The organism is Micromonospora violae, assembly GCF_004217135.1.
Taxonomy (GTDB): Bacteria; Actinomycetota; Actinomycetes; order Mycobacteriales; family Micromonosporaceae; genus Micromonospora; species Micromonospora violae.
Genome location: NZ_SHKK01000001.1, coordinates 6,665,729 through 6,683,732 on the forward strand (window position 1 = coordinate 6,665,729; position 18,004 = coordinate 6,683,732).

At 70.9% G+C, this 18,004-nt stretch carries 17 protein-coding genes; 16 read left to right on the forward strand and 1 reads right to left on the reverse strand.

Annotation, left to right across the window (positions count from 1 at the left end):
• Nucleotides 1-224 precede the first annotated feature (224 nt).
• The 10 genes from EV382_RS32970 (at nucleotide 225) to ahcY (ending at nucleotide 9,798) form a co-directional block, all read left to right on the forward strand.
• Complete coding sequence (locus EV382_RS32970) at nucleotides 225-530, forward strand: hypothetical protein (RefSeq protein WP_165435885.1); 306 nt, start codon at nucleotides 225-227, stop codon at nucleotides 528-530.
• Nucleotides 531-583: 53 nt separating this feature from the next.
• On the forward strand, nucleotides 584-823 hold the full coding sequence (locus EV382_RS30260; RefSeq protein ID WP_130407500.1) for a hypothetical protein: 240 nt from the start codon (nucleotides 584-586) through the stop codon (nucleotides 821-823).
• Nucleotides 824-941: 118 nt separating this feature from the next.
• Complete coding sequence (nfi, locus tag EV382_RS30265; protein ID WP_425271957.1) at nucleotides 942-1,661, forward strand: deoxyribonuclease V; 720 nt, start codon at nucleotides 942-944, stop codon at nucleotides 1,659-1,661.
• A gap of 172 nt (nucleotides 1,662-1,833) precedes the next feature.
• Nucleotides 1,834-2,883: a hypothetical protein gene (locus tag EV382_RS30270; protein ID WP_130407504.1), complete on the forward strand. Its 1,050-nt coding sequence runs from the start codon at nucleotides 1,834-1,836 to the stop codon at nucleotides 2,881-2,883.
• A gap of 70 nt (nucleotides 2,884-2,953) precedes the next feature.
• Nucleotides 2,954-4,339, forward strand: coding sequence for a phosphomannomutase/phosphoglucomutase (locus tag EV382_RS30275; RefSeq protein ID WP_130407506.1), 1,386 nt, complete (start codon nucleotides 2,954-2,956; stop codon nucleotides 4,337-4,339).
• Between the two features lie 61 nt (nucleotides 4,340-4,400).
• Nucleotides 4,401-4,586, forward strand: coding sequence for a Trm112 family protein (locus tag EV382_RS30280; protein ID WP_091394023.1), 186 nt, complete (start codon nucleotides 4,401-4,403; stop codon nucleotides 4,584-4,586).
• Nucleotides 4,583-5,779: an SIS domain-containing protein gene (locus EV382_RS30285; protein WP_130407508.1), complete on the forward strand. Its 1,197-nt coding sequence runs from the start codon at nucleotides 4,583-4,585 to the stop codon at nucleotides 5,777-5,779. Before EV382_RS30280 ends, EV382_RS30285 begins: the two co-directional genes overlap by 4 nt.
• A gap of 67 nt (nucleotides 5,780-5,846) precedes the next feature.
• A complete protein-coding gene (locus EV382_RS30290) occupies nucleotides 5,847-6,854 on the forward strand; it encodes a cation diffusion facilitator family transporter (protein WP_130407510.1) in 1,008 nt (335 codons plus the stop codon).
• Between the two features lie 3 nt (nucleotides 6,855-6,857).
• Nucleotides 6,858-8,021 carry a mannose-6-phosphate isomerase, class I gene (manA, locus tag EV382_RS30295; protein ID WP_130407512.1) on the forward strand — a complete coding sequence of 388 codons (1,164 nt, stop codon included), beginning with the start codon at nucleotides 6,858-6,860 and terminating at the stop codon, nucleotides 8,019-8,021.
• Nucleotides 8,022-8,298: 277 nt separating this feature from the next.
• Nucleotides 8,299-9,798 carry an adenosylhomocysteinase gene (gene ahcY, locus EV382_RS30300; protein ID WP_130407514.1) on the forward strand — a complete coding sequence of 500 codons (1,500 nt, stop codon included), beginning with the start codon at nucleotides 8,299-8,301 and terminating at the stop codon, nucleotides 9,796-9,798.
• Between the two features lie 102 nt (nucleotides 9,799-9,900).
• Here the strand turns inward: ahcY and EV382_RS32975 are convergent, their stop codons facing one another.
• Entirely contained in the window at nucleotides 9,901-10,059 is a 159-nt protein-coding gene (locus EV382_RS32975) for a hypothetical protein (RefSeq protein WP_165435886.1), read from the reverse strand.
• A gap of 171 nt (nucleotides 10,060-10,230) precedes the next feature.
• Here EV382_RS32975 and efeU point away from each other — a divergent pair, with 171 nt between their 5' ends.
• From efeU to EV382_RS30330, 6 genes are all read left to right on the forward strand, one after another.
• The gene (efeU, locus tag EV382_RS30305; RefSeq protein ID WP_130407516.1) at nucleotides 10,231-11,130 is read left to right on the forward strand and encodes an iron uptake transporter permease EfeU; all 900 of its coding nucleotides are present in this window, start codon (nucleotides 10,231-10,233) and stop codon (nucleotides 11,128-11,130) included.
• Between the two features lie 22 nt (nucleotides 11,131-11,152).
• Nucleotides 11,153-12,286: an iron uptake system protein EfeO gene (efeO, locus tag EV382_RS30310; RefSeq protein ID WP_130407518.1), complete on the forward strand. Its 1,134-nt coding sequence runs from the start codon at nucleotides 11,153-11,155 to the stop codon at nucleotides 12,284-12,286.
• Nucleotides 12,287-12,311: 25 nt separating this feature from the next.
• Nucleotides 12,312-13,589, forward strand: coding sequence for an iron uptake transporter deferrochelatase/peroxidase subunit (efeB, locus tag EV382_RS30315; protein WP_130407520.1), 1,278 nt, complete (start codon nucleotides 12,312-12,314; stop codon nucleotides 13,587-13,589).
• A 141-nt stretch (nucleotides 13,590-13,730) separates the two neighbouring features.
• Nucleotides 13,731-14,420 carry an MtrAB system response regulator MtrA gene (mtrA, locus tag EV382_RS30320; protein WP_030331519.1) on the forward strand — a complete coding sequence of 230 codons (690 nt, stop codon included), beginning with the start codon at nucleotides 13,731-13,733 and terminating at the stop codon, nucleotides 14,418-14,420.
• A gap of 111 nt (nucleotides 14,421-14,531) precedes the next feature.
• On the forward strand, nucleotides 14,532-16,190 hold the full coding sequence (mtrB, locus tag EV382_RS30325) for an MtrAB system histidine kinase MtrB (protein ID WP_244237015.1): 1,659 nt from the start codon (nucleotides 14,532-14,534) through the stop codon (nucleotides 16,188-16,190).
• Between the two features lie 32 nt (nucleotides 16,191-16,222).
• Nucleotides 16,223-18,001 (forward strand): LpqB family beta-propeller domain-containing protein, encoded by a 1,779-nt coding sequence (locus EV382_RS30330; protein ID WP_130409342.1) that lies wholly within the window; start codon nucleotides 16,223-16,225, stop codon nucleotides 17,999-18,001.
• Nucleotides 18,002-18,004 lie beyond the last annotated feature (3 nt).

The following is an 18,004-nucleotide window of genomic DNA, read 5'->3' on the forward strand; positions in this document are numbered from 1 at the left end:
AGGCGGCGCGGGATCTCACCGCGCTGGACGCGGACCCGCGACGAGTGAGGGCTTGCCTGAGGGAGGGTCGGCCTGTCGTGAACGGCACGCGCGTGAGCTCGGCCGAGACGTGGTGCCGGCAATTTTTCCTGGTTCCGGTCCGCCGAATCGAGCCGAGGCTGGAGTGTCGTCCCACTTCCGAGATACGGACTGGATCGTTGGGGAAGCGAATGTCAGCTAGTTGGGTGATTGATCTACGTGGGCACCTGGACGGGGCCTCGTTGGGTCGTTTGCGGGCAGCGCTCGGGCTCAATGGGGTTGGGCGTCTCGGCGACGACTGGGACGAGTTGTTCGGCGAAGTCTACCGAACGATCGCGGGGGTCGCTGCGAGCGTTGAGCTCTGGCGCGACGTGGACAGCCGAGGATGGCGCCTCGACATCGAACTGCCTGGGGACCCGGATGACTCGGACGTGCAGGATCTGCTGGCTGCGGTCCGGGCGGAGGTTGAAGCGGCAGGCGTGCAGGTCGCCTCGATCGCCCGTCGCCGCTAGGCGTCAAACTCGACGGTCGGTGGGGCGCTGGCGGCGCCGATTAAGATCGACGCATGGCGAGATCTGACAAGCAGGGCATCAGGTCCACTGTCTGGGCCTGGCCGGTTGGCATCCTGGTCGGCCTGGCGATCGGCCTTCCCGTGTTTGGGGCGAAGGGTGGCGTCGCCTTCGGGGTTGCCCTTGGCATTGCCTTCGCGCTCGGCCTGGGTGCGATCAGGGGCCGGGCCGAAGGCCGGGGTGGCCCGGGCGGCAGGGCCGCCGGAGATGGCGCCGACGCCGCAGGCCGAGGGTGATCGACTCGGGTTTGTTGAAGTCGGGGCATCCCAGCCTGGGGGATGGCCCGACTTTCATGAAGTCGAGTGGATCACCGCGGAAGTCGGGGCATCCCGGCCCGGGGATGGCGCGACTTTCATGAAGTCGAGTGGATCATGGCGGACCGCGCACGGAGCGGGAGTGGGGGCCGTGGGGCCGGGCAGTGTTGCGGAGGCAGTGAACGTACAGGAGGAGTTGCGGCCGCTGGTGGACCTGGTCGGGCCGGGGCCGAGCGCGCCCGCGACGGTGGCCGGCCTGGATGTCGCGTACGCCGAAGGTGGTGACCTTCTGGCGGCGGCCGTGACGGTCCTGGATGCCCGGACGTTGGCCGTGGTGGACTCCGCGGTCGGGGTGGGGCGGCCCGCGTTCGACTACGTGCCGGGGTTGTTCGCGTTCCGTGAGGTGCCCGCGTTGCTCGCGGCGCTTGAGCGTCTGACCACCGTCCCGGACCTGCTGGTCTGTGACGGGCACGGGCTGGCTCACCCGCGCCGGTTCGGGCTCGCGTGCCATCTCGGGGTGGTCACCGGGTTGCCCACGATCGGGGTGGGGAAGACGCCTCTGGTCGGGACGTGGGATCCGCCGTCCGCCGAGCGGGGTTCGTGGTCGTCGTTGCGTGACGGTGGGGACGTGGTCGGTCGGGTGTTGCGGACCCGGGACGGGGTGAAGCCGGTCTTCGTCAGCGTCGGCCATCGGATGAGCCTGGAGAACGCGACCGGGCAGGTGCTGGCGTTGACTCCGCGTTACCGCCTGCCGGAGACCACCCGCACCGCCGACCGGCTGTGCCGCGACGCCCTCGCCGAGGCGGAGCAGCCCGGTTGACGGGCAGAGCAGCACGGCTGATCGGCTGCTCAGACCGGTCCGCCGCAGGTCGGCGGGTCGGGCGGTAAACCGTAACGCCGCACACATCCGGGCCGCTCTATGGGCGGTGGGGTGGGTGGGCCGGTAGTAGCCTGACCGGCGGACCCCACCCGGGGAGAACGGCGAGGTGATCATGACAGTGCGTCGACGCGTGGCACGGCTCGCGGCGGTCTGCGGTCTGGCGGGCGGCCTGGTGATGCTCGGTGCGTCGCCGGCGCTGGCCGACGAGGACTCGGTCCGGGTGGGCGCATCCAGCAGCTTCGCCGCCGGTGGTTCCGCCGAGGGGGTGAACGTCGCGGTGCGCAAGCGCACCGAGGGGTGTGTCCTGCTACGTACCGCGCTGGGTTTCCGCCTGGAGGGTCTCCAGCCGAACCAGGTGACGGTCGAGGTCAGTGCTGGCGGGCGCTGGTTCCCCGTCGCCGTCACCGGCGGTGCCGGCAGTGTGGCGACCGCGCAGACGTCGCCGGTGAAGCCGAACCTGTGCAAGGGCAAGGGCATGACCGTGCGCTACCGGGTGGCGTTCGCCGCCGGCGCACCGGGCGGCCGCCTGGTCGTCACGGGCGTGGGGGTCAGCGCCGCGGGTCAGGAGTTGGGTCGGGGCACCGACGCGGCACGGCTGACCGGAGCGCGGGTCACCACGTCGCCGACGCCGTCGAAGAAGCCGACGCCCACCCCGAGCCCGACCGAGGTCGCGACCGTCGAGGAGGCGGTGAACCCGGCGGCCCAGCCCACCGGGCTGAACACCACGCCGACCGCCGCCGAGTCGTCCGGCGGAGGATCCCCGGTGATGTACTTCGGCATTGTGCTGGTGGCGGTCGGTCTGCTGCTCATCGTGCTGCTGGTCCGTCGCTCGCGGCAGGACCGGCAGCCGTCCGACGACGCGCCCGGCGCGCTGCCGGGCAACCCCGGCGGCACCACCTACCGGGCCGGGGGTGGGTTGCCGCCCGCGCCAGGTCGCCCCGGTCAGGTGTACGGCCAGCAGCCGCCGGCCGCCGGTTGGGGCGGGGTGCCGTCCCCGCGCCCGCCCGCCGGTGGGGTCTACGGCGCCCGGCCGAGCACCAGTGCTCCGGTGCCGGAGGCGACGCAACCGATGCCGGGTCGGCCCGACGGTCGGCGGTTGCCCGGTGACCCGCCCACCGACGGCGGCGGCCACACCGTGTTCATTCCCCGGCTCCCCGGCTGAGCGGAGTACGAGCGGGCCCCTCCGTTAGGCTCAGGATCGGTGTCTAACCTGCGGCCAAGGAGTGGAAAACGTGACTGATCTGTCCCAGATTGTGAAGGCGTACGACGTCCGTGGGACGGTGCCGGACCAGTGGGACGAGCGGGTCGCGGAGGCACTGGGAGCCGCCTTCACCCAGCTGCTCAACTCCACCGACGAGCCCGGCGACGCGGTCGTCGTCGGGTACGACATGCGGGCCACCTCACCCGGCCTGGCCGCCGCGTTCGCCGCCGGCGTACGCGCCGAGGGGCGCTCGGTGATCGAGGTCGGCCTCGCCTCCACCGACCTGCTCTACTACGCGTCGGGTTCGCTGGACCTGCCCGGCGCCATGTTCACCGCGAGCCACAACCCCGCGCAGTACAACGGCATCAAGATGTGCCGCTCCGGTGCCCGCCCGATCGGGCAGGAGAGCGGCCTGGCCGAGATCCGGGACCGGGCCCAGGCCCTCCTGGACTCGGGCGACGCGCGTCCCGCCGGTGCGCCGACCCGACCGGCCGAGCGGCGCGACCTGCTCCCCGACTATGCCGGCTACCTGCGCAAGCTGGTCGACCTTTCGGGCATCCGGCCGTTGAAGGTGGTCGTCGACGCCGGCAACGGCATGGGTGGCTTCACCGTTCCGACCGTGCTGGGCGACGCGGCCCTGTCGCCGTTGCCGCTGGAGATCGTGCCGCTCTACTTCGAGCTGGACGGCAGCTTCCCCAACCACGAGGCCAACCCACTGGACCCGGCGAACCTGGTCGACCTCCAGCGTGCGGTGGTCGAGCACGGGGCTGACATCGGGTTGGCCTTCGACGGTGACGCCGACCGGTGCTTCGTGGTGGACGAGCGCGGCGAGCCGGTCTCGCCCTCGGCGATCACCGCACTCGTCGCCGCCCGTGAGCTGGCCAAGCACCCGGGTTCCACGGTGATCCACGGCCTGATCACCTCCAGCGCGGTTGCGGAGATCATCCGGGAGCACGGTGGGCAACCGGTCGTCGCCCGGGTCGGGCACTCCTTCATCAAGGCGGAGATGGCCCGTACCAACGCCGTTTTCGGTGGCGAGCACTCCGCGCACTACTACTTCCGGGACTTCTGGTTCGCCGACACCGGGATGCTCGCCGCGATGCACACCTTGGCGGCGCTGGGTGAGCAGTCGCTGCCGCTGTCCGTGTTGGCCGGTGAGTACGAGCGCTACATCGCCTCCGGTGAGATCAACTCGACGGTGGTCGACCAGGCGGCGGCGGTGGCCGAGGTGCGCGCCGCGTACCCCGACGCGGTGGCCGACGAGATGGACGGGCTCACCCTGCGTTTCCCCGATGGCGCCTGGTTCAACCTGCGCGCCTCCAACACGGAGCCGCTGCTGCGGCTCAACGTCGAGGCGTCCACCCGGGATCGGATGGTCTCGCTCCGGGACGACGTGCTCGACCGCGTTCGCCGATAAGATCGCCTGCGCCGGTCGGCACCGCCGTCGGTCAAGCCGCACACGTGGAAGGAGCCGTGCCATGGCCCTGGATCCGCAGTTGCTCGAGATCCTCGCCTGTCCGGACACGCACCACGCCCCGCTCACCTACGACGCCGAGGCGCAGACGCTGACCTGCACGGAGTGCGGCCGGATCTTCGAGGTCCGCGACGACGTGCCGGTGCTGCTGCTCGACGAAGCGCGCGGTGGCCCCGGGCAGTCCTCATGATCGACGGTACGGCCGGGGTCAGCGGGCGTCGCGACGCCGACGAGACCCTGCTCGACGACCCGCAGGCGTTGGCCGAGGCCGACCCGGGTGGCATGCTGCGGCACACGGCCTCCGCCGGTGCGCAGGTTCGGGAGAGCGCCGCGCTGGCGGCCGAGGCGAATCTCGCCGTGCTCGCCGACGACGGGCGGCCCCGAGCCGTGGTCATCGCCGGCATCGGCACGGCGGGGCGTACCGGCGATGTGCTGGCCACGGTCGCCGGGCCGCGCTGCCCGGTCCCGATCATCGGGCACCGCAGTGCCGGCGTCCCCGGTTGGGTGGGCGCGGCCGACGTGGTGATCGCGGTGAGCGCGTCCGGTCGCAGCCCGGAGGCGCTCGGCGCCGCCGAGGCGGCCCACCGGCGTGGTGCCCGACTCGTCGCCGTGGGCGCCCCGGACTCGCAGTTGCAGTCGATCGCCGAGCAGGCCCGGGCGCCGTTCATCCCGGTGCCCCGGCGTGCCCCGGCCCGGGCCAGCCTCTGGGCGCTCACCGTGCCGGTCCTGCTCGCCGCCCGTTCCCTCGGGCTCGTGAAGGTCAACGAGGCCGACCTGGCGGAAACCGCGGCCCGCCTCGACGCGGACGCCGACCGCTGCCGGTCCGCCGCGGAGTCCTTCGTCAACCCGGCGAAGTCACTGGCCCTGGGTCTGGCCGGCTCGATCCCGATCGTCTGGGGCTCGTCCCCGCTGGCCACGGTGGCGGCCCGCCGGTTCGGTGACACGCTGTCGGCCAACGCCCGCTACCCGGTGGTGACCGGCGCGTTGGGTGAGGCCGGGCGGGGCCGCGTCGGGCTGCTCGACGGCGTGTTCGGCGGCCTGGCCGAGGGGGAGCGGGACATCTTCGCCGACCCGACCGACGACGACGGCGAGGGCACCCGGCTGCGGCTGGTGCTGCTGCGTGACGGCGGCCTCAACGCCGAGGACGACACCGACGAGCCTCTCGCCGTCGAGGAGCGTCGGGCGGACGCGGTGCAGACCCTCGCGGAGCGCCGTGGCGTGCGGTGCGACGTGGTGACCGCCGAGGGTGGCTCCGCCCTGGAGCGGCTGGCCTCGCTGATCGCCGTTCCGGATTTCGCCTCGATCTACCTTGCGCTGGCCCACGGGCTGGATCCGATGGCCGTTCCGGCCATCACCGAGATGAAGGAGCTGTCGAACCAGTGAACCAACGTAGGGGGCGGTGCGTCATGCGCGGACCGGTCGGCTTCGCGCGGCGAAGCGGAGCGGTGGCATGAGCGCCAACGGTGGGACGAAGGCGATTGTCGCCGCCCTGCTGGCCAACATCGGCATCGCCGTCACCAAGTTCATTGCGTTCCTGCTCTCCGGCTCGTCGTCGATGCTGGCCGAGGCGGTCCACTCGGTGGCCGACTCCGGCAACCAGGGGCTCCTGCTGCTCGGCGGTAAGCGGGCGAAGCGCGCGGCCACCCCGGAACACCCCTTCGGGTACGGCCGGGAGCGTTACATCTACGCGTTCATCGTGTCCATCGTGCTGTTCAGCATCGGTGGCCTGTTCGCGCTCTACGAGGCGTACCACAAGTGGCACGATCCGCACGGGATCACCGAGTGGCAGTGGTTGCCGGTGGCGGTGCTGGTAGCGGCGATCATCATGGAGTCGATCTCCTTCCGGACCGCCATCAAGGAGTCCAACCACATCCGGGGCAAGCAGTCCTGGGTGCGTTTCATCCGGCGGGCCAAGGCGCCGGAGCTGCCGGTGGTGCTGCTGGAGGACTTCGGCGCGCTGGTCGGTCTGGTGTTCGCGCTGTTCGGCGTCACCATGACGCTGATCACCGGCAAGGGCGAGTGGGACGCCGCCGGCACCGCGATGATCGGCATCCTGCTGGTCGTCATCGCCGTCGTCCTGGCCATCGAGACGAAGAGTCTGCTGCTCGGTGAGGGCGCTGAGGCATCCGACGTGGCGGCCATCGAGCGGGCCGTCACCGACGGCCCCGAGGTGGAGCGGATTATCCACATGAAGACGCTCTACCTGGGCCCGGAAGAGCTGATGGTGGCCGCCAAGATCGCCGTTCCGGAGTGGGAGAGCGCCCACGACCTGGCGCGCGGCATCAACGCCGTGGAGGCGCGGATCCGCGCCGCGGTGCCGATCGCCCGGGTGATCTATCTTGAGCCGGACGTCTACAGTGTCGCCGCCGCAGAGGCCGGCACCGGCGCCGCCGCCGACACCGCCGTGCCGCAGCCGCAGGACGCGTCGGGCGAGGCAGCCGGTCGGCCCGGGGGCTGACGGGTGGAGCCACTGTACGGGCCGATCCGGGACTACGCCTGGGGCTCCCGGTCGGCCATCGCCCTCCTCCAGGGGCGCTCGGTGCCCAGTGCCGGCCCGGAAGCGGAGCTGTGGTTGGGGGCCCATCCGGGCGCCCCGGCCCACGTGGAGCGCGCCGGTCTGCGGGTGAGCCTCTGTGACCTGGTGCGGGACGAGCCAGGGCAGTGGCTCGGCCAGCGGGTGTCCGAGCGGTTCGGTAGTCGGTTGCCGTTCCTGCTCAAGGTGCTCGCGGCCGACGCCCCGCTGAGCCTGCAGGCGCACCCGGACGCCGCGCAGGCGCAGGCCGGCTACGCGGCGGAGGTGGGGCGTGCCGAGGAGCAGCGCAACTATTCCGACCCGCACCACAAGCCGGAGTTGCTGGTCGCGCTCACCCCGTTCGAGGCGCTGTGCGGTTTCCGGGACCCGGCGGAGTCGGCCGAGGCGCTCGCCGCGTTCGGCGTACCGGCGTTGACGCCGGTGGTCGCCGCGTTGCGGGCCGGGCCGGCGGGGCTGCGGACGGCGGTGCGGACGCTGCTCGGCTGGCCGGTCGCGAAGCGTCACGAGCTGCTGACTGCCGTGCTGGCCGCGCCGGTCGACGGCCCGGACGCGGAGCTGACCCGCCGGCTGGCCACGGCGTACCCGGGGGATCCGGGTGCGCTGGTGGCGTTGCTGCTGCACCACGTGCGACTGGTGCCGGGGGAGGGGATCTGGATGCCCGCCGGCAACCTGCACGCCTACCTGAGCGGCTGCGGGGTGGAGATCATGGCGGCCAGTGACAACGTGTTGCGCGGCGGTCTGACTCCGAAGCGGGTGGACGTCGACGAGTTGTTGCGGGTGCTGCGCTTCGAGGTGCTCGACGATCCGGTACGGGCCCCGGAGCCGGTCGGTCCGGGCGTGGACTGGTGGCCCGTGCCGGTGGATGATTTCGCGCTGCACCGGGTGCGGGTCGATGCGGCGGTGCCCTCGGTGACGCTGTCGCTGCCCGGCCCCCGGGTGGTGCTCTGCGCTGGTGGCGCGATCACCGTGGATGACGGTGCCGGCGCGTTGACGCTGGTGTCCGGCGAGGCGGCGATCGGTACGGCGTCCGGAGCGCCGCTGCGCGTGCACGGTGCGGGTGTGGCGTACGTGGCGACGTCCGGGCTGCGCTGACCCCCGCGAGCGAACGACACAAGTCCGACTTTCCCGGAATAGCTTGACGGCTGCTTGGCTGAGTGTGACTCTATGAGTACGCAGCGTTATCGCGACGACGGTCCGAGAACGTGCGGGGGAACCAAACCGGGGGGATGCACGGGGCGGGCGGGACGTGGGCGGGTAATTCCGTCCATTACCGACCGCCCCGTGCGCTGTCTGTGGACCGTGCCCGATGCCCGTCGCCGACGCGCGTAAGGTGGAGGGTCGGCGCAGACATCGTTCGACAGGAGCTTTCATGACCAGCACCCTCCCGGCGTCCGCCAGCGGCACGCCGTCCGAGGCCCGGCCGAGCACGCTCGCCGACGGCGACTTCAAGGTGGCGGATCTCTCGCTCGCCGAGTTCGGGCGTAAAGAGATTCAGCTCGCCGAGCACGAGATGCCCGGCCTGATGGCGATCCGTCGGGAGTTCGCCGAGGCGCAGCCGCTCGCCGGCGCGCGGATCACCGGCTCGCTGCACATGACCATCCAGACCGCCGTCCTGATCGAGACGCTGGTCGCGCTCGGCGCGCAGGTGCGCTGGGCGTCCTGCAACATCTTCTCCACCCAGGACCACGCTGCCGCGGCGATCGTCGTCGGCCCGAACGGCACCCCCGAGGCTCCCGCCGGCGTCCCGGTGTACGCCTGGAAGGGCGAGACCCTGCCGGAGTACTGGTGGTGCACCGAGCAGGTGCTCGCCTGGCCGGACGGGCAGGGCCCGAACATGATCCTCGACGACGGCGGCGACGCCACCCTCCTCGTACACAAGGGTGCCGAGTTCGAGAAGGCCGGTGCGGTCCCGCCGGTCGAGTCCGCCGACTCCGAGGAGTACGCGGTCATCCTCGAGCTGCTGCACCGCTCGCTGGGCGAGGACGGCCAGCGCTGGACCCGGATCGCCGCCGGCATCAAGGGCGTGACCGAGGAGACCACCACCGGCGTGCACCGGCTCTACGAGATGCACAGGGCGGGCACCCTGCTCTTCCCGGCCATCAACGTGAACGACTCGGTGACCAAGAGCAAGTTCGACAACAAGTACGGCTGCCGCCACTCGCTCATCGACGGCATCAACCGCGCCACCGACGTGCTGATCGGCGGCAAGATGGCGGTCGTCATGGGCTACGGCGACGTGGGCAAGGGCTGCGCCGAGTCGCTGCGCGGCCAGGGCGCCCGGGTCGTGGTGACCGAGGTGGACCCGATCTGCGCGTTGCAGGCCGCCATGGACGGTTACCAGGTCGCCACCCTGGACGACGTGGTCGAGCAGGCTGACATCTTCATCACCGCCACCGGCTGCTTCGACGTCATCACCAACGAGCACATGGCCCGGATGAAGCACCAGGCCATCGTCGGCAACATCGGTCACTTCGACAACGAGATCGACATGGCCGGGCTGGCCAAGCGTTCCGACGTCGAGCGGGTCAACATCAAGCCGCAGGTCGACCTGTGGCGCTTCGCCGACGGGCACGCCATCATCGTGCTCTCCGAGGGCCGCCTGCTGAACCTGGGCAACGCGACCGGGCACCCGAGCTTCGTGATGTCGAACTCGTTCGCCAACCAGACCATCGCCCAGATCGAGCTCTTCACCAAGACCGAGGAGTACCCGATCGGCGTCTACGTGCTGCCCAAGCACCTGGACGAGAAGGTGGCCCGGCTGCACCTCGGTGCGCTCGGCGCCAAGCTGAGCACGCTGACCAAGGAGCAGGCCGCCTACCTCGGCGTCTCCACGGAGGGTCCGTTCAAGCCGGATCACTACCGCTACTGATCGACAGTGTGGAAACGGGCCGGCTGCCTCGCAGCCGGCCCGTTTCGTCGTCTCTACCGCCGGTTCGGCGGGGTGAGCGGCTCGGCCGCCGGCTCGGCGGTGTCAGCCGGAACGGGTGCCGCGCCGGGTGGGCCGGAACCACGTCCAGACGCACCAGACCAGCCAGCCGATCGACACGACGGTGGCCAGCGCCCGCAGGCGGAGTGCGCTGAGCAGCAGCACCACGGCCAGCACCGTCAACCACGGCAGGAATCCCCTCACGGCGGGGATCCTTCCACAGCCGATCGGAGACAGTCCGGCTGCCGGGAGACCGTTCGCCCTCGGCGCGGCGTAGTGAGCTTGCCGTGAACGACTTGACGAGGGCCCTGAGCAGGGAGGAAGGTATGCCTGCCCTAAGTTAGCCAAGGCGTGCCTAACCTCATCGGAGCTCGGATGTTCGCCACCTACCTGATCGGCCTGCGGGAAGGGCTGGAAGCCACCCTGGTGGTCAGCATCCTGGTCGCCTTCCTGGTGAAGTCGCAGCGCCGGGACCGACTGCCGCAGGTCTGGGCGGGCGTCGGCCTGGCCGTGGCGCTCTCGGTGCTCTTCGGCTGGCTGATCGAGTACACGTCGACCTCGCTGCTGTCCCGTTCCGAGGATCGAGAGTTGTTCGAGGCGATCACCTCGGTCGCCGCCGTGGTCTTCGTGACCTGGATGATTTTCTGGATGCGGCGAGCCGCTCGGACCATCGCCGGTGAACTGCGGGGCAAGCTCACCGAGGCGCTGGCTGTCGGGTCCCTCGCGGTGGCCGGAATGGCCTTCCTCGCGGTGATCCGCGAGGGCCTGGAGACCGCGCTGATCTTCTACTCGGCCGCCCAGGGCGCGGCCGGCGACAGCGGGCCGTTGCTCGCGTTGATCGGCGGCATCGTCACCGCTGTGGTCCTCGGCGTGCTGCTCTACGCGAGTGCCCTGCGAATCAACCTCAGCAAGTTCTTCACCTGGACCGGCGCGCTGCTGATCCTGGTCGCCGCCGGCATCCTCAAGTACGGCGTGCACGACTTCCAGGAGGCCGGCGTCCTGCCCGGCCTGAACGACCTGGCCTTCGACATCACCAGCGCGCTCGACCCGAGCACGTGGTACGCGGCCCTGCTCGCCGGCATGTTCAACGTGACTCCCGCGCCCACCGTGCTGGAGACGATCGCCTGGGTCGGGTACGCCGTACCGGTGCTCCTGCTCTTCCTGCGACCGGCCCGACGTAAGCCGGCACCCACCGCGACCATCACCACCGTCACCGAGCGCGGGGCCGACACCGGCGCCGAGGCCGAGGCGGCGTCCACGCCGCAGCGCGCCTGACCCACGAGGAGAGACAGCCCAGATGCGTACCACCCAGTTCTTCGCGCTGGCCGCCGCCGGCGTGCTGGCGACGGCCGGTCTGGCCGCCTGCTCCGACTCCGGCAAGGGTGACCAGGCCGCCGCCGGTGGCCCGATCGTGGTCAAGGCCAGCGAAACCGCCTGTGAGGTCGGCTCGACCGACCTGAGTGCCGGAACCGCCACCTTCAAGATCACCAACTCGGGCGCCAAGGTTACCGAGTTCTACGTGTACGCCGACGGCGACCGCGTGATGGGCGAGGTGGAGAACATCGCCCCCGGACTGAGCCGCGAGTTGCATGTGGAGCTGCCGGCCGGCACCTACCAGACGGCCTGCAAGCCAGGGATGAGTGGCAAGGGCATCCGGGGTGCGCTCAAGGTCAGCGGGTCGGCACAGCCGCTCACCGCCGACGCCGCGCTGGGTGACGCCACCGACAACTACCAGCGCTACGTCAAGAGCCAGACCGCCGCGCTGCTGGCCAAGACCGAGGAGTTCGTCGCCGCGGTCAAGGCCGGCGATGTCGCGAAGTCCAAGGCGCTCTACCCGGTCGCCCGGACCTACTGGGAGCGGATCGAGCCGGTTGCCGAGATCTTCGGCGACCTCGACCCCAAAATCGACGGCCGCGAGGAGGTCATCGAGGAGGGGATGGAGTTCACCGGCTTCCACCGGATCGAGAAGGACCTCTGGCAGTCCGGTGACATCAGCAGGGACGGCCCGATCGCCGATCGCCTGCTGGTCGACGTCAAGGAGATCGTGGCCAAGGCGAACGCCGAGAAGCTCTCCCCGCTCCAGCTCGCCAACGGTGCCAAGGAACTGCTCGACGAGGTCGCCAGCGGCAAGATCACCGGCGAGGAGGACCGCTACTCGCACACCGACCTGTGGGACTTCGCCGCCAACCTCGACGGTTCCAAGGCTGCCGTGTCCGCCCTGCGACCGGCGTTGCAGCAGCGCTCGCCGGAGCTGGTCACCCAGCTGGACAGCGAGTTCGCCAACGTCGAGGCCCTGCTCGGCAAGCACCGCGACGGCGACGGGTGGAAGCTGCACACCGCGCTGAGCAAGGCCGAGCTCAAGGAGCTTTCGGACGGGATCAACGCGCTCGCCGAGCCGATCAGCAAGGTCGCCGCGGCCGTCGCGAAATGACCGGACGACAGAGAGAGTCGAGTCGATGAGCGGGAGCAGGTTGACCCGGCGCCGGGCGATCACCCTGGCCGGCGCCGGCGTGGCCGGGGTCGCCGGCGTGGCGGCCGGCGCCGGGGCGCTGCTGAACGGCGCCCGTGGCCCGGCCGCGGCGAGCGACCACCCGGCCGGGGCGGTGCCGTTCCACGGTGAGCACCAGGCCGGGATCGTCACCCCGGCGCAGGACCGGCTGCACTTCGTGGCCTTCGACGTGATCACGAAGGACCGGGCCCGACTTGTCGAACTGCTCGAAGAGTGGACGGCCGCCGCCGCCCGGATGACCGCCGGGCGCGACGCCGGGGTGCTGGGCGCGGTCGGCGGGGTGCCGGAGGCGCCACCGGACGACACTGGCGAAGCGCTCGGCCTGCCCCCCTCACAGCTCACCCTCACGATCGGCTTCGGGCCGACGCTGTTTCGCGACACCGACGGGCGGGACCGTTTCGGCCTCGCCGACCGGCGGCCCGCCGCCCTGGCCGAGCTGCCGAAGTTCCCCGGCGACGCGTTGCAGCCGCAGCTCTCCGGCGGCGACCTCTGCGTCCAGGCCTGCGCCAACGACCCGCAGGTGGCGGTGCACGCAATCCGCAACCTGGCCCGGCTCGGGATGGGCGTGGTGAGCGTCCGCTGGTCGCAGCTCGGCTTCGGCCGCACCTCGTCGACCTCGCGGGACCAGGCCACCGCGCGCAACCTCTTCGGGTTCAAGGACGGCACGGCCAACCTCAAGGCCGAGGACACCGCCCTGCTGCGTGACCAGCTGTGGGTGCAGCCGGAGGACGGACCAGAATGGATGGTCGGAGGGTCGTACCTGGTCACCCGCAAGATCCGGATGCTGGTGGAGACCTGGGATCGGACCTCCCTCGCCGAGCAGGAGGAGATCGTCGGCCGGACCAAGGGCAGCGGTGCGCCACTGGGTCGCGGCGACGAGTTCGACGAGCCCGACTTCGCCGCCCGGGGCGCGGACGGGAAGCCGGTGATCGCCGAGCACGCCCATGTCGCGCTCGCTCACCCGAGCCGCAACGGCGGTGCCCAACTGCTGCGCCGGGGCTACAACTTCGTCGACGGCTCGGACGGCCTCGGCCGGCTCGACGCGGGCCTCTTCTTCATCGCCTACCAGCGTGATCCACGGCGTCAGTTCGTGCCGATCCAGACCCAGCTGGCGCGGCACGACGTGATGAACGAGTATCTGCGGCACGTCTCCAGCGGGCTGTTCGCCTGCCCGCCCGGGGTGCGCGACGGCGGGGATCACTGGGGGCGTGGGCTGTTCGGTTGACCGTCGTCCGGATGGCGACACCCGGATCGGCCCAACCTGTGGTGGCGCCGGGTGGTGCCAAAGGGGGATCATGGGGCGGCGCGACGCGTTACCGGCGGACGCCGGTCCCACCGAACTGAATGAGGATGCAATATTAATCCCATGAGAGCCCGCGTACTGGTGGTCGACGACGACCCCGCGCTCGCCGAGATGCTCGGCATCGTGCTGCGCAGTGAGGGTTTCCTGCCCTCTTTTGTGGCGGACGGCGAGCGGGCGTTGGCCGCTTTTCGCGACAGTCGTCCCGATATCGTGCTGCTTGACCTGATGCTTCCCGGCATGAGTGGTATCGACGTGGCCCGGTCGATCCGGGCGGAGTCCGGCGTGCCCATCGTCATGCTGACTGCCAAGAGCGACACCGTGGACGTCGTGCTCGGCCTGGAGTCGGGCGCCGACGACTACGTGGTCAAGCCGTTCAAGCCCAAGGAGTTGGTGGCCCGGATGCGGGCCCGGCTGCGTCGAGGTGAGGACGTGGCCCCCGAGATGCTCACCATCGGGCCGCCCGACAACCAGATCACCATCGACGTGCCCGCGCACACGGTGAGCCGCAACGACGAGGAGGTGAAGCTGACTCCGCTGGAGTTCGACCTGCTGGTCGCGCTCGCCCGTAAGCCGCGTCAGGTCTTCACCCGCGAGGTGCTGCTCGAGCAGGTCTGGGGCTACCGGCACGCGGCCGACACCCGGCTGGTCAACGTGCACGTCCAGCGGCTGCGGGCCAAGATCGAGCCGGACCCGGAGCGCCCGGAAATCATCCTCACCGTGCGGGGCGTGGGCTACAAGGCGGGGACCGGATAGCCTGGTCGCACTGTGTCGACCTCGTCGCCCCCACCCTCCCCGAGTACGACTGCCCGCCGGCTCAGCGCCGGCGGGGAGTTCTGGCGTGCGGTGAGCGGCCGGGTCGCCCGGATGGTGGGCCGGGCGCACCAGACCTGGCGCCGCTCGCTCCAGGTCCGGGTGGTGACCATCACGTTGGTCGCGTCCAGCCTGCTGGTCGGTGGATTCGCGTTCCTGATCGCTGACAAGATCACCACCATCCTGCTGGACAGCGCGCGCAGCGACGTCCGGCAGCGGGTGACCAGCGGTGCCAGCTACGCGGCCAAGCAGGTCTCCTTCTACGGGCAGGCGCAGGAGGCGCAGCTTCAGGAGACCATCGACGGCACGGTCAACTACCTGGCCGGCGGCGACCCCCAGCAGACCAGCGGCGTGGTGGTGGCGATCACCGCCGACGACTATCCCACCGACATCCAGACGCGCACCTCCCCGTCCGTGAACGTCCAGCCGCTGATCAGCCCCGAGCTGCGGGCCGCGATCGCCGACGGCAAGGTGGCCAGCCAGATCCGCACCGGGCGGCTCACCGGCGAGACCACCAAATACCTGGTGTACGGCTCGCCGGTGCCCACCCGGTTCGGCCAGATCGAGCTCTACTATCTGGTGCCGCTGGGCCGGCAGGACGTCACCGCCGCCGACGCCCGAGCCACAGTGGTGGCCACCGGGGTCGCGCTGGTGATCCTGCTCGGGTTGCTCGCGGCGCTGGTCACCCGACTGGTGGTCAACCCGGTCCGGGTCGCCGCACGGACCGCCCAGCGGCTCTCCGCGGGCCTGCTCGACCAGCGGATGGTGGTCAACGGCGAGGACGACCTCGCCCTGCTCGCCGCGTCGTTCAACCAGATGGCCACCAACCTGCAACGGCAGATTCTGCGCCTGGAAGAGATGTCCCGCTTGCAGCGCCGCTTCACCTCCGACGTCTCCCACGAGCTGCGTACCCCGCTGACCACGGTCCGGATGGCCGCCGACCTGATCTTCGCCGAGCGCGACGAGTTCGACCCGGCGGTGGCCCGCAGCGCCGAACTGCTCCAGGCCGAGCTGGATCGATTCGAGGAGCTGCTCACCGACCTGCTGGAGATCAGTCGGTTCGACGCGGGTTTCGCCATGCTCGATTCGGAGCCGACCGACCTGGTGCCGGTGGTGCACCGGGTGGTCGACCGGCTGGCTGGCCTGGCCGAGCGGGTGGGCGTACCGATCGAACTCGACCTGCCGGGCACGCCGGTGATCGCCGAGGTCGACCCGCGCCGGGTCGAGCGGGTGCTGCGCAACCTGGTCGGCAACGCCGTCGAACACGGTGAGGCCCGCCCGGTGCTGATCACCCTCGGCATCGACGAGACGGCCGTGGCGATCACCGTCCGCGATCACGGTGTGGGGTTGAAGCCGGGCGAGGAGAAGTTGGTGTTCAACCGGTTCTGGCGGGCGGACCCGTCCCGGGCCCGGCAGACCGGGGGCACCGGGCTGGGCCTGTCGATCAGCCTGGAGGACGCCCGGTTGCACGGCGGCTGGCTGGAGGCGTGGGGCGCACCCGGGCAGGGCGCGCAGTTCCGGCTCACCCTGCCGGCCCGGGCGGGCGATCGGCTGACCACCTCGCCGCTGCGGCTGGTGCCGGCCGACGCCGCGCTGCCCTTCGGCGGCCCCCGCGACAATGGCCCACTGGCCATCGGTCCCGGCACCGGCGGGGCATTGGCGATCGGCCCGGCCCCGGCCGGGGACGGGCAGCGGACGGAGGTGCGCTCGTGAGACGGCCCCCCTTGCTCGGAACCCTCGCCGTGATGGTGCTGCTCGGCGCCGGCTGCGGCATCCCGGCGGCATCCGACGTGCGGGTGGACGGAAAGGGCGGTGCCGCGGCCGAGGCCGGCGTGATCAGCCGGGGCAGCGAGCCACCGACGCGGACGGCCAGCGGCAGCGTCAACGAGGCGTTCGTCCGCAACTTCCTGTCCGCCGCAGCCGGTGAGCCGGATCGGGCGTACGAGCGGGTCAAGGCGTTCATCGCCCCGGAGGACAAGACCCGCCTACAGGAGAAGAAGGGCAGCGAGGTCGCGTTGAACGTGATCCGGCTGCGCTTGGCGGTCTACACCCTCAACAGCGACTCGACCACGACCGTGAAGATCGCCGTGCAGCAGATCGGTGTGCTGCGGGCCAACGGCACCCTGGCTCCGCCCGTGGCGACCGAGACGGAGTACGAGTTCGGTCTGCGCAGCGCGTCGTTCAACGGCGGCGTCAACGATGATCGGGCCGGCCTGTACGTCATCAACCCACCCAACGTGCTGCTGCTCACTGACACCGCCCTTCGCCAGTACTACCAGGACGAGACGGTCTACTTCTGGAGTTCGGACCGCACCCGCCTGGTGCCCGACCAGCGGTACCGGCCGCAGGCGGTGCCGGTCGAGCGACAGGTCAACGAGGTGCTGAAGTGGCTGGTCGGCGGCCCCTCCGAGTGGCTGCGCCCGGCAGTCGTCGGGCTGCCGGACCGCACCGAGTTGATCAACAACGCCACCGGCGGGAACGGTCGGTGGGAGGTCAACCTGGACATGTCCGGTGACGACCAGAACGGGATCGACCAGCTGATCACGCAGATCGCCTGGTCGCTGGGTGATCTGCCCGGCAAGCTGGAGTTGAAGATCCGCAACAACGCGCAACCCGTTGTGGACCTGAGCGAGCGGCGAGCCTCCGCGGTGCTCTACCCGTATGTCGCCAACCCACAGCGGTTCGGCGTGTACGACGGCGCGATCCACCCACTCGACTTCGACGGCGAGCTCAGCGGCACGGTGCCGTTGGCCCCCGAGGTCAACCGCAACGTCGTCTCCGCCGGCCTCGGGCTGGCCAAGGACCGGCGGATCCTCGCCGCGTTGGTGGTCACCGGCAGCAGCAAGAACCGGTACCGACTCGCCGTGGGCGCGGGTGCCGACCCGGTCTCCGTGCTCAGCCGCAGCGGCACCGAGTACTCCTCGATCAGCCGGCCGGTCTGGCTGCGTACCGCCGACTCCCGCCCCGGCCGCGGCCTCGTGGTGGCCGACGGGCGGCTCTACCGGTTCGATGAGCAGGCCCGGATGTTTCCGGTGCCGCTCAACCTGCCCTCCACCGAGGTCACCGCGGTGGCCGCCGCGTTGGACGGCCAGCGGGTCGCGCTGATCGCCGGCGGCCGTCTCTACGTCGCCGCGGTCAACCTCGACGGCAGCGGGGTCTCCATCGGCCCGTCCCGGGAGTTGGTCACCTCGCTGACCCACCCCACGGCGGTCGACTGGGGCAGAGAGGACCAGCTGGTGGTGGCGGGGTCGGTCGGCCAGCCGGCGATCTACGAGATCAGTGTCGACGGCGCCCTGGAGACGCCGCTGAGGACCGACCTCGGCGCCAAGGTCAACCACCTGGCCGCGTACCCGACCAACCGCAGCGTGCGGGCGCCCAGCGGGGCCTACATGTACGAGGCGAACGGTGTGGCCTACCGCAGCAGCCCGTTCGAACGGATCGAGCCCAAGCGGGTACGCGACATCGCCCCGGTGCCGGCCGGCGTGCGCCCGAGTAACCCGTCTGCGCCGTTCTTCCTCTACTGATCC

Coding starts and splice junctions, on each gene's coding strand:
- EV382_RS30260 (WP_130407500.1), top strand. CDS start 584: ATGGCGAGATCTGACAAGCAGGGCATCAGGTCCACTGTCTGGGCCTGG.
- efeO (WP_130407518.1), top strand. CDS start 11,153: ATGCGTACCACCCAGTTCTTCGCGCTGGCCGCCGCCGGCGTGCTGGCG.
- EV382_RS30285 (WP_130407508.1), top strand. CDS start 4,583: ATGATCGACGGTACGGCCGGGGTCAGCGGGCGTCGCGACGCCGACGAG.
- EV382_RS30270 (WP_130407504.1), top strand. CDS start 1,834: ATGACAGTGCGTCGACGCGTGGCACGGCTCGCGGCGGTCTGCGGTCTG.
- mtrA (WP_030331519.1), top strand. CDS start 13,731: ATGAGAGCCCGCGTACTGGTGGTCGACGACGACCCCGCGCTCGCCGAG.
- EV382_RS30280 (WP_091394023.1), top strand. CDS start 4,401: ATGGCCCTGGATCCGCAGTTGCTCGAGATCCTCGCCTGTCCGGACACG.
- nfi (WP_425271957.1), top strand. CDS start 942: ATGAAGTCGAGTGGATCATGGCGGACCGCGCACGGAGCGGGAGTGGGG.
- mtrB (WP_244237015.1), top strand. CDS start 14,532: ATGGTGGGCCGGGCGCACCAGACCTGGCGCCGCTCGCTCCAGGTCCGG.
- EV382_RS30330 (WP_130409342.1), top strand. CDS start 16,223: ATGGTGCTGCTCGGCGCCGGCTGCGGCATCCCGGCGGCATCCGACGTG.
- efeU (WP_130407516.1), top strand. CDS start 10,231: ATGTTCGCCACCTACCTGATCGGCCTGCGGGAAGGGCTGGAAGCCACC.
- EV382_RS30290 (WP_130407510.1), top strand. CDS start 5,847: ATGAGCGCCAACGGTGGGACGAAGGCGATTGTCGCCGCCCTGCTGGCC.
- efeB (WP_130407520.1), top strand. CDS start 12,312: ATGAGCGGGAGCAGGTTGACCCGGCGCCGGGCGATCACCCTGGCCGGC.
- ahcY (WP_130407514.1), top strand. CDS start 8,299: ATGACCAGCACCCTCCCGGCGTCCGCCAGCGGCACGCCGTCCGAGGCC.